Source organism: Haemophilus sp. HN_Hi10 (assembly GCF_049821985.1).
Taxonomy (GTDB): Bacteria; Pseudomonadota; Gammaproteobacteria; order Enterobacterales; family Pasteurellaceae; genus Haemophilus; species Haemophilus influenzae_D.
This window is the reverse complement of record NZ_CP187495.1, coordinates 626,983-642,288: the sequence shown is the minus strand read 5'-3', so window position 1 is coordinate 642,288 and position 15,306 is coordinate 626,983. Positions and strand designations below refer to the sequence as shown.

At 38.6% G+C, this 15,306-nt stretch carries 13 protein-coding genes and 5 tRNA genes; 11 read left to right on the top strand and 7 right to left on the bottom strand.

What is annotated here, in order from left to right; genetic code table 11:
* Positions 1 to 33: 33 nt before the first annotated feature.
* Positions 34 to 1,248, bottom strand: coding sequence for a pyridoxal phosphate-dependent aminotransferase (locus ACPT8Q_RS03205; RefSeq protein WP_050948905.1), 1,215 nt, complete (start codon positions 1,246 to 1,248; stop codon positions 34 to 36).
* Positions 1,249 to 1,404: 156 nt separating this feature from the next.
* On the opposite strand from ACPT8Q_RS03205, the gene ACPT8Q_RS03200 reads away from it, so the two are divergent.
* Genes ACPT8Q_RS03200 through ACPT8Q_RS03185 form a run of 4 tightly spaced genes read left to right on the top strand, consistent with a single transcriptional unit; the run spans position 1,405 to position 6,573 of the window.
* Complete coding sequence (locus tag ACPT8Q_RS03200) at positions 1,405 to 2,676, top strand: isochorismate synthase (protein WP_050948904.1); 1,272 nt, start codon at positions 1,405 to 1,407, stop codon at positions 2,674 to 2,676.
* Between the two features lie 14 nt (positions 2,677 to 2,690).
* Positions 2,691 to 4,397, top strand: a complete 1,707-nt coding sequence (gene menD, locus ACPT8Q_RS03195; RefSeq protein WP_050948902.1) for a 2-succinyl-5-enolpyruvyl-6-hydroxy-3-cyclohexene-1-carboxylic-acid synthase — start codon at positions 2,691 to 2,693, stop codon at positions 4,395 to 4,397.
* 60 nt (positions 4,398 to 4,457) lie between these two features.
* A complete protein-coding gene (gene menH / locus ACPT8Q_RS03190) occupies positions 4,458 to 5,201 on the top strand; it encodes a 2-succinyl-6-hydroxy-2,4-cyclohexadiene-1-carboxylate synthase (RefSeq protein WP_048946730.1) in 744 nt (247 codons plus the stop codon).
* Between the two features lie 55 nt (positions 5,202 to 5,256).
* Positions 5,257 to 6,573, top strand: coding sequence for an MFS transporter (locus ACPT8Q_RS03185; protein WP_005689473.1), 1,317 nt, complete (start codon positions 5,257 to 5,259; stop codon positions 6,571 to 6,573).
* 224 nt (positions 6,574 to 6,797) lie between these two features.
* Here the strand turns inward: ACPT8Q_RS03185 and udp are convergent, their stop codons facing one another.
* Positions 6,798 to 7,556, bottom strand: a complete 759-nt coding sequence (udp, locus tag ACPT8Q_RS03180; RefSeq protein WP_048946731.1) for a uridine phosphorylase — start codon at positions 7,554 to 7,556, stop codon at positions 6,798 to 6,800.
* 237 nt (positions 7,557 to 7,793) lie between these two features.
* Between udp and ACPT8Q_RS03175 the strand changes: the two genes are divergently transcribed.
* Genes ACPT8Q_RS03175 through ACPT8Q_RS03165 form a run of 3 tightly spaced genes read left to right on the top strand, consistent with a single transcriptional unit; the run spans position 7,794 to position 9,750 of the window.
* Complete coding sequence (locus tag ACPT8Q_RS03175; RefSeq protein ID WP_050948900.1) at positions 7,794 to 8,456, top strand: MOSC domain-containing protein; 663 nt, start codon at positions 7,794 to 7,796, stop codon at positions 8,454 to 8,456.
* A 2-nt stretch (positions 8,457 to 8,458) separates the two neighbouring features.
* Positions 8,459 to 8,944, top strand: a complete 486-nt coding sequence (locus ACPT8Q_RS03170) for a YchJ family protein (protein WP_050948898.1) — start codon at positions 8,459 to 8,461, stop codon at positions 8,942 to 8,944.
* Complete coding sequence (locus ACPT8Q_RS03165; protein WP_050948897.1) at positions 8,941 to 9,750, top strand: virulence factor BrkB family protein; 810 nt, start codon at positions 8,941 to 8,943, stop codon at positions 9,748 to 9,750. The genes ACPT8Q_RS03170 and ACPT8Q_RS03165 overlap by 4 nt, the downstream gene beginning before the upstream one ends.
* 19 nt (positions 9,751 to 9,769) lie before the next feature.
* Here ACPT8Q_RS03165 and lpt6 read toward each other — a convergent pair whose 3' ends face one another.
* The 5 genes from lpt6 to ACPT8Q_RS03140 form a co-directional block, all read right to left on the bottom strand.
* Complete coding sequence (gene lpt6 / locus ACPT8Q_RS03160; RefSeq protein ID WP_005694030.1) at positions 9,770 to 11,425, bottom strand: phosphoethanolamine transferase Lpt6; 1,656 nt, start codon at positions 11,423 to 11,425, stop codon at positions 9,770 to 9,772.
* Between the two features lie 122 nt (positions 11,426 to 11,547).
* Positions 11,548 to 11,623, bottom strand: a tRNA-Val gene (locus ACPT8Q_RS03155).
* Between the two features lie 52 nt (positions 11,624 to 11,675).
* A tRNA-Val gene (locus tag ACPT8Q_RS03150) sits at positions 11,676 to 11,751 on the bottom strand.
* Between the two features lie 58 nt (positions 11,752 to 11,809).
* Positions 11,810 to 11,885: transfer RNA gene (locus ACPT8Q_RS03145), tRNA-Val, on the bottom strand.
* Positions 11,886 to 11,928: 43 nt separating this feature from the next.
* Positions 11,929 to 12,004 (bottom strand) — tRNA-Val (locus ACPT8Q_RS03140).
* Positions 12,005 to 12,174: 170 nt separating this feature from the next.
* Here ACPT8Q_RS03140 and gltX point away from each other — a divergent pair.
* From gltX to pyrE, 4 genes are all read left to right on the top strand, one after another.
* On the top strand, positions 12,175 to 13,617 hold the full coding sequence (gene gltX, locus ACPT8Q_RS03135; RefSeq protein WP_005668173.1) for a glutamate--tRNA ligase: 1,443 nt from the start codon (positions 12,175 to 12,177) through the stop codon (positions 13,615 to 13,617).
* 80 nt (positions 13,618 to 13,697) lie between these two features.
* Positions 13,698 to 13,773 (top strand) — tRNA-Ala (locus ACPT8Q_RS03130).
* A gap of 144 nt (positions 13,774 to 13,917) precedes the next feature.
* Positions 13,918 to 14,634, top strand: a complete 717-nt coding sequence (gene rph / locus ACPT8Q_RS03125) for a ribonuclease PH (RefSeq protein ID WP_015701492.1) — start codon at positions 13,918 to 13,920, stop codon at positions 14,632 to 14,634.
* Between the two features lie 24 nt (positions 14,635 to 14,658).
* The gene (gene pyrE, locus ACPT8Q_RS03120; protein WP_061671302.1) at positions 14,659 to 15,300 is read left to right on the top strand and encodes an orotate phosphoribosyltransferase; all 642 of its coding nucleotides are present in this window, start codon (positions 14,659 to 14,661) and stop codon (positions 15,298 to 15,300) included.
* Positions 15,301 to 15,306 lie beyond the last annotated feature (6 nt).

The window sequence follows — 15,306 nt, the reverse complement described above, 5'->3', positions numbered from 1 at the left end:
TCAGTCCCCTTTGTAATGTTGTCAAAGCATTCATTATTGACGGTAATCAGACAAAAATCTTGCTAATTTTGTAATGGCTTCTTCAAGTTGATTTACATAAGGAAGAGTAACAACACGGAAGTGATCTGGCGAATGCCAATTAAATCCTTTACCGTGCACAAGTAACACTTTTTCTTGGCGGAGTAAATCAAGCACCATTTTTTCATCACTGTGAATATTGAATTTTTTCACATCAATTTTCGGGAACATATACATCGCACCCATTGGTTTTACGCAAGTAATGCCGGGTATTTGAGTAATAAGATCATAGGCTTTGTTTCGTTGCTCAAGTAATCGGCCGCCCGGTAAAATAAATTCATTAATACTTTGGTAGCCACCAAGTGCGGTTTGAATTGCATGTTGCATTGGTACGTTAGCACATAAACGCATAGATGCCAGCATATCTAAACCTTCAATATAACCTTTCGCATTATGTTTTGGGCCGTTCAAAATCATCCAGCCTTGGCGGAAGCCCGCAACTCGATAAGCTTTTGATAGCCCATTCAGTGTAACGGTTAATAAATCAGGGGCAAGTGCGGAAATGTGATGATGCACCGCACCATCGTATAGAATTTTGTCGTAGATTTCGTCAGCGAAGATAATCAAATTATTTTGGCGAGCGATTTCCACAATTTCTTGTAATAATTCTTTGCTATATACAGCACCCGTTGGGTTATTCGGGTTGATGATAACAATGGCTTTAGTTTTAGCATTCACTTTCGCTTTAATATCATCAATAGCAGGGAACCAATTTGCTTCTTCATCACAAAGGTAATGAACAGCTTTACCGCCAGAAAGTGTTACCGCTGCAGTCCAAAGCGGATAATCAGGCATCGGCACAAGCACTTCATCGCCATCATTAAGTAATGCTTGCATTGCCATTGTGATAAGCTCAGATACGCCGTTACCAATATACACATCATTGACGGTCGCGCCGTGAATCCCTTTTGATTGATAATATTGCACAATCGCCTTACGAGCAGAATATAACCCTTTTGAATCACAATAGCCTTGAGCCGATGGTAAATTACGTAGCACGTCCACTAAAATTTCATCGGGTGCTTCAAAGCCGAAAGGGGCGGGGTTGCCGATATTAAGTTTTAAAATTTTATTGCCTTCTTCTTCTAAGCGTAGTGCTTCTTTATGCACTGGCCCACGAATGTCATAACATACGTGTTCTAATTTGTCGGATTTTGGGAATAATCGCATAGTGAAATCCTTTTGTTTCTAATAAATTTTTCGAGAAAAGTGCGGTTAATTTACGCTGAATTTTCAATATTGAAAAGATTTTGTAAAAAAATTTTTTGTCATTAACAATCTGCGGTAGAATACGGCTAATTTTTTGTGTATTTAAAACAAAATCTAATGAGTTATTTAGCGCAGGCAATAGGCGAGTTAAAATCGAAAATTCACGCATATTTACAGCAATCAACGAATGAACTTGTCCGTTTTCAGGTGAAACTGGACAAGGTCGATTTATTGGCTTGGCTGAAAAGTCAATCTGCGTATCCACAATTTTATTTACATTTTCGTGATGAAGAAAAAGCATTGGCTGCGCTTGGCGAAGTGCAGTCATTTTCACAATTAAATTTAGCGCAAGAGTTTATTGAAGAAAGTGGTTTCCCACTGGTAGGTGGTTTGCAATTTCAAGGTACCGCACAATTTGTATTGCCAAAAATTCTTGTTGAACAGGATGAGAAAGGTGCATTGGTATCATTTTTTGTGAAAGATGAGCAAAGTGCGAATGATACTTTAGCCCACCTAAAAACTTTTGAAAATATCACCGCACTTTCTGCTTTGCCAAAACAAATTCCTTTGCATACAGAGCCTCGAGCTAACGAAAGAACTTGGTGCGATTGGGTAAATCAGGCTTTGGTAGAAATTAAAAGTGGAGAGCTGACAAAAATTGTATTAGCCAATGAAACCACTTTTCATTTAAAGCAAGCGATTAATGCGTACGATTTTTTAGCAGAAAGCGAAAAACAAAATCAAGGTTGTTATCATTTTTTGTGGGCTGAAAATCCTTATTCGGTTTTTGTTGGTTCTACGCCAGAACGCCTATTTGCTCGTGAGTATAACTTGTTGCTAACTGAAGCTTTGGCGGGGACAGCATCGGTTTCTGAAAGTGAGGAAGAAACGCAATCTCAAGCCAATTGGTTGTTAAATGACGAGAAAAATTTAAAAGAAAATTGGTTGGTCGTAGAAGATATTTCGCAGAATTTACGTAAGCAAGTAGAAAGTTTTGATGTAAGCAATGTGGAGTTGAAACCGTTACGTAAAGTACAACATTTGATTCGTAAAATTCGTGCAAATTTGACCGCACATTATGCAGATGTAAATATATTAAAAGCGATTCATCCTACAGCTGCAGTATCTGGTTTGCCACAGCAACAAGCCAAAATGATTTTGTCAGAAATTGAAACCTTTGATCGAGGCTGGTATGCGGGAACATTGGGCGTGATGAGCGATGCATGTTCAGAGTTTTGTGTGGCGATTCGTTCCGCCTTTATTGAGGGTCATCGGATTCGTGTATTTGCTGGCGCGGGCATTGTGGCAGGCTCGCAGCCATTGGAAGAATGGAAAGAAATTGAACGTAAAGCAGCAGGGTTGATTTCCTTGTTTGCAGAAGAAAAATGATAACGGAGAAAAAAATGTCGGTAAGCGTGTTTAATCGTTGTTGGTCGAAAGTGATTTTAGAAACCTTGATGCGTCAAGGCGTTTCTCACGTTTGTATCGCGCCAGGTTCGCGTTCGACACCTTTAACTCTAGAAGCCGTACGTTTGCAAAATGCGGGTTCAGTCACTTGTCATACGCATTTTGATGAACGTGGTTTAGGTTTTTTTGCCTTGGGTATTGCTAAGGCAACTCAATCCCCTGTCGCAATTATTGTGACATCAGGCACAGCAACAGCAAACCTTTATCCTGCCATTATTGAAGCACGCCAAACGGGTGTGAATTTATTTGTTTTAACTGCGGATCGTCCACCAGAACTTTGGGAGTGCGGTGCAAATCAGGCTATTTTGCAGCAAAATATGTTTGGTCAGTATCCGGTTGCAAATGTTAATTTACCCAAACCGAACGCTGATTATTCTGCGCAGTGGTTAATTTCTCTACTTGAACAGGCAGCCTTTCAACAAAAACAACAAGGTGGCGTTGTTCATATTAATGTGCCATTTGCCGAGCCACTTTATGATGCAACTGATGAGGCTGTAGATTCTCACTCTTGGCTGCTGCCGTTGCAACGCTGGTTAATTCAAACCAAGCCTTGGATGAATGTAGAAGCGCAACAGAACGAAGTATTAATGCATGAAAACTGGGATTATTGGCGTACCAAACGTGGTGTCGTTGTGGTTGGTCAATTACCTGCAGAACAAGCGATGGGCATTAATGCTTGGGCAAGTGCTATGGGCTGGGTGTTACTGACGGATATTCAATCTGGTGTTGTTCCAACGACGCCTTATGAAGATATTTGGCTAGCAAACCAAACTGTTCGTGAAAAACTTCTGCAAGCTGATATTGTGATTCAATTTGGTGCACGCTTTATTAGTAAACGCATTAATCAATTCTTACAGGCGTTTAAAGGGGAATTTTGGTTGGTTGAACAAAGCGGTAAGGCATTAGATCCTTATCATCATTCGCTGACAAGATTCAATGCTAAAGCACATCATTGGTTGCGTGCACATCCACCTTTACGCCAAAAGCCTTGGTTGCTTGAGCCATTAGCTTTATCTAAGTTCTGTGCGACCTTTATTGAACAGCAAGTAGGCGGAAATTTAACGGAAGCCTCGCTCGCATTACGTTTACCAACACTTTTACCTTATAACGGTGTTTTATTTTTAGGTAATAGTTTACTTGTTCGTCTGGTTGATGCACTAACGCAATTACCAGAAAGTTATCCCGTTTATACTAATCGTGGCGCGAGTGGAATTGATGGTTTATTGGCTACTGCTGCGGGAATTAGTATCGGTTCAAATAAACCTGTTGTTGCGGTGATTGGCGATACCTCCACTTTATATGATTTGAATTCTGTCTCATTATTCAAAAACGTTACGCAACCAACGGTAATTTTTGTGATCAATAATAATGGTGGCGCGATTTTTGATATGTTACCTGTGGATGAACAAGTCAAAGATCAGTTCTATCGATTACCGCATAATGGCGATTTTTCTCAAATCGCGGCAATGTTCGATCTCAAATACGCTCATCCTTATACTTGGGCAGATCTTAATTCCATTGTTAAACAGGCTTATAGCCGTCGTAAGGCAACGTTAATTGAAATTAAAACGAATCCGAGTGATGGTAGTAGTTTGTATAAACGCTTAATCGAGCAAATTAGTCACGCCGTGATTGGTGCTTAAGTATTCTGTAGGCGGGCTTTGGTCCGCCATATTTTATTACTTCTATCAATAATCCCTTCAATGATAAACATCATTTTTCTTCACGGACTTCTTGGTACAAAAAACGACTGGCAAAAAGTCATTAAAAATTTACCGCACTTTAATTGTATTCCGCTAGATTTACCTTTTCATGGACAAGCCAAAGGCGTTGAAGTTACAAATTTTGAAGAAACGGCGGAGTATTTATCTCAGCAAATTAAAAGTGCGGTAAAAAATGAACCCTATTTTCTTGTTGGGTATTCTCTAGGCGGACGGATCGCTTTGTATTATGCGCTGCAAGCTCAGGTGGAACGATCTAATTTGCAAGGCGTTATTTTAGAAGGGGCGAATCTAGGTTTAAAAACCGACGAAGAAAAACAGGCTCGTTTCCAGCAAGATTTTGCTTGGTCGCAACGTTTTATACAAGAATTGCCAGAAAATGTGTTAAATGATTGGTATCAACAGCCCGTGTTTTCCCATTTGACTGCAGAAGAAAGACTGCAGTTAGTTGAAAAACGAAAATCAAATTGTGGAGAAAATATTGGCAAAATGTTGTTGGCGACAAGTCTATCCAAGCAACCTGATTTTAGTGAAAAAGTGCGGTTAAGTTCTTTGCCATTTTTTTATTTTTGTGGCGAACGAGATCATAAATTTCAAACTATTGCGAAAGAAAATCAAATTAATTTAGTGACAATTCCCTGCGCTGGACATAACTCACATTTAGAAAATTCAAAATATTTCTCTAAAAAAATAGAAAATTGCATATTAAAAATTGCTAGACCTTAGTTAAAATGCTAGGATTTACCCCTTTCTTTTTATAATAAACTTCTAGGAAAACACAATGTCTACACAACTTCGCAATAATCCGATGAAAGTGGCGTTAGCCTCGATGGTCGGTACAGCAATCGAATTTTTTGATTATTATATCTATGCGGCTGCCGCTGTATTAGTTTTTAATACGCAATTCTTCCAAAGCGATGATCCGCTTTCTAATGACTTACTTTCTCTTTCTACGCTTGCACTTGCATTTTTTGCACGTCCTATTGGTTCGGCATTATTTGGTCACTTCGGCGATAAAATCGGTCGTAAAAAAACCTTGGTCGCCTCCCTTGTTTTAATGGGTGGTTCAACGGTAGTAATTGGTTTACTTCCTAACTATGCTCAAATTGGTATTTGGGCGCCGATTTTGCTTTGCGTATGCCGTGTCGGTCAAGGTATTGGACTTGGTGGCGAATGGGGTGGTGCTGCTTTAGTTGCAACAGAAAATGCGCCAGAAGGAAAACGAGCTTGGTACGGTACTTTCCCTCAATTAGGCGCACCAATTGGTTTATTTGTCGCTAATGGAACGTTCTTCTTAGTTAGCTATTTACTTGGTCATAATGCACTTGTTGAATGGGCGTGGCGTATTCCGTTTGTCTCTTCCATTTTATTAGTTGCAGTTGGCTTATATGTTCGCTTAACTTTACACGAAAGCCACGTATTTGTGGAAGCAGAGCAAAAAGGCAAAAAATTGAATGCACCAGTGAGTGTTGTGTTTACCAAACACTTAAAACCAATGATCATTGGTACATTTATTATGGTGGCAACTTATTCTCTGTTTTACATTATGACGGCTTTTGCACAGGCATATTCTCGAACAGCGCCAAAGCTTTCTGAGGCAGGTTATGCGCTTGGCTTAGGTATCCCAGCAAATACATTTACTGGCTTGTTATTAATTAGTGCCATTGTATTTGGTATTTTTATCAGTATTTCTGGTGTTTATGCCGATAAAATCGGTCGTCGTAAATGGTTGATTTGGGTAACTATTGCTATCGGTGTGCTTGGTTTAGCAATGCCGTTATTCTTAGAAAATGGCACACCAGTTAGCGTATTTGCATTTTTAGTGATTGGTATGGCGATTATGGGAATGACATTTGGTCCAATGGCTGCGCTATTGCCAGAGTTATTTCCAACGGAAGTACGTTATTCAGGTGCCTCTCTTGCCTATAATTTGGCATCAATTATTGGTGCAACAATTGCGGCGATGATTTCTTTAAAAATTAATGCGTCATTTGGTGTAATGGGCGTAGGGATTTATTTAGCAATCAATGTATTAATGACTCTCTTGGCATTATTAGCCTCAAAAGAGACTAAAAATGTAGATTTAACAGAAATCTAATTTTAGTCGTCAATATTTCAGGTTATTTAGCCTTTAGAAATAGTTTATTTAGAACTTATATCAAGTTTAGGTTTTAATGCCAACGAGCAAATAGACTACTTTGATTAAATTGATCAGAAGATCGCAGTTTGTTAATAAAAAATCTGCACCTTACTTCGTTAGAAAATAAATCTAATTAAGGTGCAGAATAAAATAAGGTTTTATTGCTTCAAATAAATATTAATTTAACTTAACAACGCTTGTGCAGCTGCGATCACAACAGACACAGCTTTTTCTTCCGTTTGCTTTATTGTTGCTTCATTTGGAATTTCTTGTTGAGTACGGTTTACAATCACGCCTGCAACCATTCCTGCACGTAAACCCAATGCACTACACATAGTGAACAATGTTGAGGATTCCATTTCGTAGTTCATTACATTCAAATCTTGCCATTGTTTAAGTAGCCCTTGGTAATCACGATATACTTTACCGCTATAGGTATCATAACGTTCTTGACCAGGATAGAATGTATCAGATGATGCAGTTACGCCTACATAAGGCTCGATACCTTTTGCTTTCGCTGCATTATAAAGTGCGGTTGTACATTCAAAGTTTGCCACAGCGGGATATTCTAAAGGTGCGAAATGACAGCTTGCACCATCTAAGCGAACAGAAGCGGTTGTGATAAGAACATCGCCTACATTAATGTGCGGTTGAATTGCACCCGTTGTACCAATACGTAAGAAAGTACGTACACCAAGTTGAGCCAGTTCTTCCACACAAATTGATGTTGAAGGGCCACCAATACCCGTAGAACATACAACAATAGGCTGACCATTGACATAACCTAACCACGATGTAAATTCACGCGTGCTTGCAAGAAACTCTGGGTTATCAAGTTGTTTCGCAATACGCTCACTGCGCGCAGGATCGCCTGGAACAATAGCGAGTGTTGCGCCTTTAAGTTGTGCTTTAGTGAGGTTTAAGTGAAATACGTCTGACATAATAAATCTCCTTATTATCATTGAACGTGATGATTTCGCCCTTAGGAAAAATCTTATTGTAAAGAAAAGAAATAAAACATTTTTAGAAAATTTTGTTTTCTCTTTCAAACATTTTCATTATTTCCTTTTCATTTTTCTGATAACGAATAATAAGTAAAAAAAAAAGTGCGGTCAAAAAGTTAAACGTTTTCGGTTATAATTCCACGTAAATTTTTTCTAGAACAAGCGAAAAATAAAATGAATGCAAAAATTTTAGTTATAAAAGTGGGACAAGTTGAAACCCTAACCTTTTCCGATGGAAGCCAGTATGAAAGCGCGATTCGTAAAAAAGTTGTGCCATCGGTAAAAATTCATTCTCTTGGTGCGGAAGGAAACGATGTTGGTTTGAAAAAACATCATGGTGGTGTAGATAAATCTCTCTTTTTTATGTCGGCAGATTCTTTTAATAAATTAAATGCTTTATTAAATAAAGATTTTTCTTATATGGATACTGCGACATACGGAGAAAATTTTGTCGTATCAGGCTTGAATGAAGACAATGTGTGTATTGGCGATCGTTATCAAATCGGTTCAACCATTTTAGAAGTATCCCAGCCACGCAAACCTTGCGAACGTTTATCAAAAAATACAGAAAACGAAAATACACGTGATATTATTTATCAAACGGGGCTTAGTGGATGGTATGTTCGTATTATTGAAACAGGAATAATTAAGCAAAACGATGAACTAAAATTGCTCGCCCGTCCTTATCCGCAAATAACAATTCGTCATTTAAATCGCTTGTTATCCTCACCTGAAAATGAAGCTGAACTAGAAGCAGCATTAGATATTGAAGTATTAGCCGAAGCCTTTAAACGCTCAATTCGATCGCAAGTATCGAAATTCAAACAACAGAGATAAATATGTCAGAAATTTCAACCGCACTTTCTTTAGAAAATTGTCCGTGTCAATCTGGTCATCATTATGCAGATTGTTGTGGCAAATTTCATTTAAAACAAGCATTTCCCGAAACGGCAGAGCAACTTATGCGTTCACGTTATACGGCTTATGTGTTAAAAAATATACCTTATATTGTTGCAACAACTGTACCAAGCCAACAAACTTTATTAGAAACTAGTTTATTACAAGAATGGGCGGACAACACCGTGTGGCTAGGATTAGAAATTCTAAAAACGGAAAGCCTTACAAAAACTCAAAGTGCGGTGGAATTTAAGGCGATTTTTCAAGGCGAAGATTGTGAACAAGTCCATCAAGAACGGTCAATTTTTGTGAAAATTGAAGATCGTTGGTATTTTGTAGATCCAACGGTATCATTACCGACAATGAAACAACCTTGTGTCTGCGGTTCTAGTAAAAAATTTAAACATTGCTGTGGGGGATTTTTATGATTTCATTGAAACAATTTAGCCTGCTCTTTTGGAAACGTTTTTCAGAAAATAAACTTAATCAAGTAGCTGGCGCATTGACTTATAGCACAATGTTAGCAATGGTTCCTTTGGTTATGGTTATTTTTTCTATTTTCTCTGCTTTTCCTGTATTCAATGAAGTGACGGGAGAATTGAAAGAAATGATTTTCACTAATTTTGCACCATCAGCGAGTGATATGGTGGGCGAATATATCGATCAATTTGTCTTAAATTCAAAAAAAATGAGTGCTGTTGGTATTATTAGCTTGATTGCGGTAGCCTTGATGTTGATTAATAATATCGACCGAACATTAAATAGTATTTGGCACAATAGTCAATCTCGCTCTCCGCTTTCTTCTTTTGCGATTTATTGGATGATTTTGACACTTGGCCCACTTATTATTGGCGTGAGCATTGGGATTAGTTCGTATATTAAAATAATGTTTGAGCAATCGGAACATTTATCATTAGGCTTAAAATTGCTCAGTTTTGTGCCTTTTTTATTTACTTGGTTTATTTTTACGCTTATTTATACGGTTGTACCGAATAAAAAAGTGAAAATTAAGCATTCAGCTTACGGTGCATTTCTTGCCGCGATTTTTTTCACTCTTGGTAAACAAGCATTTACTTGGTATATCGTCACTTTTCCCTCTTATCAATTAATTTACGGTGCAATGGCAACTTTACCAATTATGTTATTGTGGATTCAAATAAGTTGGCTTGTGGTGCTAGTTGGTGCGCAATTAGCTTCAACCTTGGATGAAATTGGCGAGCAGATCGAGCAATAATGCTCGATCTATAAGAAAATTATCTGGCAATCGCCAATGTTTGGTATAAATAATGGCGATAATTATTGAGTAGCTGAATATCAGAAGAATCTTCTAATTTGCCATCACTCAATTTACACATTGCCATATTCGCTTTCATAAATTCATCTTCTGCTGATAATCCAGCTACATTCATCAAAACACCTCCAGCAAAAGCAAGATCTAAAAACTTTTGTTCTTGCTTAAATTGACTTGCACAATTACTTCTTACAACAAATTGTGTCACATAATCAGGCTGTGCATAATCCCCTTTCTTCGGAGGGATCGCATTATCAAATGCCACTTGGTGATCACCGAAATAACCTAGAACAAAAGGCTTTTTACGTTCATGTAAATAGTTATTTATTCCTTCAATCGCATCATTCAATGCAACAATACGTTGAGTATAGTCATTCAATGCAGAAATACTTTTAGCTCCTAAATTAGGCATTTGAAGATTAAATGTATTTTCCATGCCTAATTCGTATGGACCATGTTCACGCATAGTCAATACATAAACAAACATTGGCTGATCTACATTTTCTAACGCTGGATGCTGTTTTTCCAAAATCATTCGGGTGTATTTCATCATTTCTTCACTACTAATATCCCAAAGATTTTTACTGATAGGTGCAGGATAACCAAGATCTTGCGGCTGTAACATCAAATCAAACCCGAAATGATCATAAGCGGATTTTGCATTGTAATTACCTTTTGTAAAAGGCGACAAGGCAACACAAAAATATCCTTGAGCTTTTAGATTTTTCACTAAACCTGATTGCAAGTGCGGTACAACAGAATAAAAAACTCCACTTGCTAACGCCCCAAAATCGGTTGAAGGCACACCGGCTAAAAAAGCAAATTCTGATTTCCATGTTGCGCCAGCAAAAGTATGTACACGCAACGGCGAAGCAAATACTGTATCATTTTGGGGTTCAAACATGGAAAGTGGTGGAATAGATTGCTGACTAAAAGCAAATTGATGAGGGTTCAGCGTGGATTCCATTAATGTTACAACAATATCGGGTTTTGTTTCAGATAGGTTGTTTGCATCAGATGAAAGTGCGGTCATTTTTTCAATAAAATTTTGGCTATTGCCATCAAAATTTGGCACTTTGAAAAAAATACCGCGACAAGACATTGGTAAATTTAAAAACACATCACGACCATCATCAGGCAAAGAATCTAACCAAACTTGCACCGCACTTGGATTTTTAGAATAATGCCACATCAAGCTAAAGCTAACGATAAACAATAAAGCACCAATGCTGTTACCCAATACCCCTAAAGACTCGACATCATTAAAACCAAAAATCGCATAACCTAATAACGCCAGTAGCCCAATAACGCCAAACAATGCACCTTTATAATGAATTAAGGTTTCCCAATTTCGCCAATCTACCACAAGAAAGAAATCTGAAATTAACAAAGGTTGTTTGTAATAATGAATTTTTAAACGGTGAAATAACATCAGTACCACAAAAAGCACAGATGAAAAATTTAAAGCACGTTGCCATTGGCTGGAAACCATAAGCATGCCACCAAATAAAAAAGTAAAAAGCGTAATAGCAAAGAAATAAGTCCAACGATAATGGGAGTTTACGATAAAAATCACTGCCGCAATCGTGAATAAAGCTAAGAAAATATAAGCGATCATAAATTTTCCCTATGATATATAAACAGTTTAAAATTAGATATGACAATGCCTGCGCACTTTATCACGTAAACGTAATAGATTGAACGGGAAAAGGAAATTATTTGGATAATTTGAAAATAAAGTGGTGGGCGATACCGGTCTCGAACCAGTGACCCCCTCCTTGTAAGGGAGGTGCTCTCCCAACTGAGCTAATCGCCCGATAATATTAAGGCAAAACCCTAAATTTTCGGTTTATTTAAACACTTTTAAGTGGTGGGCGATACCGGTCTCGAACCAGTGACCCCCTCCTTGTAAGGGAGGTGCTCTCCCAACTGAGCTAATCGCCCACTAGAAAGCGTTTAAATATAAAGGGAAAGTTTGAGCGGAAAGGACACTTTAGAAAAGTGGTGGGCGATACCGGTCTCGAACCAGTGACCCCCTCCTTGTAAGGGAGGTGCTCTCCCAACTGAGCTAATCGCCCGCTTGGTCAAACTTAGTAACATTAAGAACACTTTTTAGAGAAGTGGTGGGCGATACCGGTCTCGAACCAGTGACCCCCTCCTTGTAAGGGAGGTGCTCTCCCAACTGAGCTAATCGCCCTTAATGTTGTGGGTTGGCATTATAGGGAGAATGCATTTTCAGTCAATACCTTTTTATTAAATTTTGTTTAATTGTCGTAAAAATAAGCATAAAATCCGCTTTTTTATTTAGAAGTCAAACAAGTCGTAGTAGAATAACGACTAATATTTTATTGAAGATAGGTTATAAAAATGAAACTAGATGCTCCTTTTAATTTAGATCCAAATGTAAAAGTGCGTACTCGTTTTGCTCCTAGCCCTACAGGTTATTTACATGTAGGTGGCGCACGTACCGCACTTTATTCTTGGTTATACGCAAAACATAATAACGGCGAATTTGTATTACGAATTGAAGACACTGATTTAGAGCGTTCAACACCTGAAGCCACTGCTGCCATTATTGAAGGCATGGAATGGTTAAATCTTCCGTGGGAGCATGGCCCTTATTACCAAACTAAACGCTTTGATCGTTATAACCAAGTGATCGATGAAATGATTGAACAAGGCCTAGCATATCGTTGTTATTGTACTAAAGAACACTTAGAAGAACTTCGTCATACTCAAGAACAAAATAAAGAAAAACCACGTTATGACCGTCACTGCTTACACGATCACAACCATTCACCTGATGAACCCCACGTTGTACGTTTTAAAAATCCAACTGAAGGCTCGGTGGTATTTGATGATGCCGTACGTGGCCGTATTGAAATCAGCAACAGTGAGCTTGATGATCTTATTATTCGCCGCACAGACGGTTCTCCAACTTATAACTTCTGTGTAGTTGTAGATGACTGGGACATGGGTATCACACATGTTGTGCGTGGGGAAGATCATATCAACAACACGCCTCGTCAAATTAACATTTTAAAAGCGATTGGTGCCCCAATTCCAACCTATGCACACGTTTCTATGATTAATGGCGATGATGGTCAAAAACTCTCTAAACGACATGGCGCAGTAAGCGTAATGCAATATCGTGATGATGGTTACTTACCAGAAGCTTTAATTAACTATCTTGTTCGTTTAGGCTGGGGACATGGCGACCAAGAAATTTTTAGTCGCGAAGAAATGATCAACTATTTCGAATTAGATCATGTTAGCAAATCAGCTAGCGCATTTAATACCGAAAAATTACAATGGTTGAATCAACATTATATCCGTGAATTACCGCCAGAATATGTGGCTAAACACCTTGAATGGCATTACAAAGATCAAGGCATTGATACAAGCAATGGCCCTGCATTAACTGAAATAGTCACCATGCTTGCGGAACGTTGCAAAACCTTAAAAGAAATGGCAAGGTCAAGCCGCTACTTCTTTGAAGAGTTTGAAACCTTTGATGAAGCCGCAGCGAAAAAACATTTCAAAGGCAATGCTGCTGAAGCGCTTGCAAAAGTGAAAGAAAAATTAACCGCACTTTCTAGCTGGGATTTACATTCTATTCACGAAGCCATTGAGCAAACAGCTGCTGAACTAGAAGTGGGCATGGGTAAAGTTGGCATGCCATTACGTGTCGCGGTGACAGGTTCTGGTCAATCGCCATCAATGGATGTTACCCTAGTCGGTATCGGCAGAGATCGCGTACTTGCGCGTATTCAGCGTGCTATTGATTTTATTCATGCACAAAACGCTTAATATTTAATCGGATAACAAACACATAATAAAATCGTATTGACAGCCACATAGTCAAATTTTATTATGTTGCTGTCTTTTATGGGGATATAGCTCAGTTGGGAGAGCGCTTGAATGGCATTCAAGAGGTCGTCGGTTCGATCCCGATTATCTCCACCAAATTAATAAAGCAAGGTTACTTACCTTGCTTTTTTATTATCAATAATCAATATCTTAGTGAATTTTAACAAAAATAAAAATCAAAGCGTGCTAGAATAGTGCGCTTTTTTATTACATCGCTCTAAACCATATCAAGGAATAATTATGCGTCCAAATAATCGAGAAAATAATCAACCCCGCCAAATTAAAATTACCCGTAATTACACCAAGCACGCTGAAGGTTCCGTGCTTGTTGAATTTGGAGACACCAAAGTGCTTTGTACTGCAACAGTTGAAGATGCTGTACCACGTTTCTTAAAAGGACAAGGGCAAGGCTGGGTCACGGCTGAATATGGAATGTTGCCACGTTCAACACATAGTCGTATGCAGCGTGAAGCGGCTAAAGGTAAACAAGGCGGACGCACAATGGAAATTCAACGCTTAATTGCCCGCTCTTTGCGCGCGATGGTGGATCTTAAAGCACTGGGTGAACGTGCGATTACTTTAGATTGTGATGTTATTCAAGCAGATGGCGGCACACGAACTGCATCCATTACTGGTGCAGCAGTCGCATTATGTGATGCGATCAATGGTTTAATTGAGAATGGTACGTTAAAAACTAACCCAATTAAAGGTTTAGTTTCGGCAATTTCTGTGGGGATTGTTGATGGTCAAGCTGTTTGTGATTTGGAATATGTGGAAGATTCTGCAGCGGAAACCGATATGAATGTTGTGATGATGGAAGATGGTCGAATGATTGAGGTGCAAGGCACCGCAGAAGGCGAGCCATTTAGCCATGAAGAATTATTAACATTATTAGATTTAGCGAAACAAGGCTGTAATCAAATTTTCATCGCTCAACGCAAAGCACTAGGCTTATAAACACAGTTTATAGGGATTAAAAAAATGGAACAATATAAACGCGATTTTATCGAATTTGCTTTAAGCAGAAATGTATTGAAATTCGGCGAGTTTACTTTGAAATCGGGGCGTAGAAGTCCGTATTTCTTCAATGCGGGTTTGTTCAATACGGGGGCAGATTTAGCACGTTTAGGCGAGTTTTATGCTGCGGCAATTCAGGCAAGTGCGGTAGATTTTGATGTGGTTTTTGGCCCCGCTTACAAAGGTATTCCAATTGGCACTTCAGTTTCGGTGGCACTATTTAATCGTTATGGTATTGATAAAGCCGTGTGTTTCAATCGCAAAGAAGTGAAAGATCACGGAGAAGGCGGCAATTTAATTGGTAGTCCATTGCAAGGAAAAATTTTGCTTGTGGATGACGTGATTACGGCGGGTACTGCAATTCGTGAATCTATGGAATTAATCAGTGCAAATCAGGCAGAGCTTGCGGCAGTATTAATCGCCTTAAACCGTAAAGAACGAGGAAAAGGCGAGCTTTCAGCAATTCAAGAAGTAGAACGTGATTATCAATGCCAAGTGCTATCAATCATTGATTTAGATGATTTGATGCAATTTATTGAACAAGATCCTCGATACAGTAGCCATTTGCCAGAAATGCGTGCTTATCGTGCCGAATTTGGCGTATAAAACTTG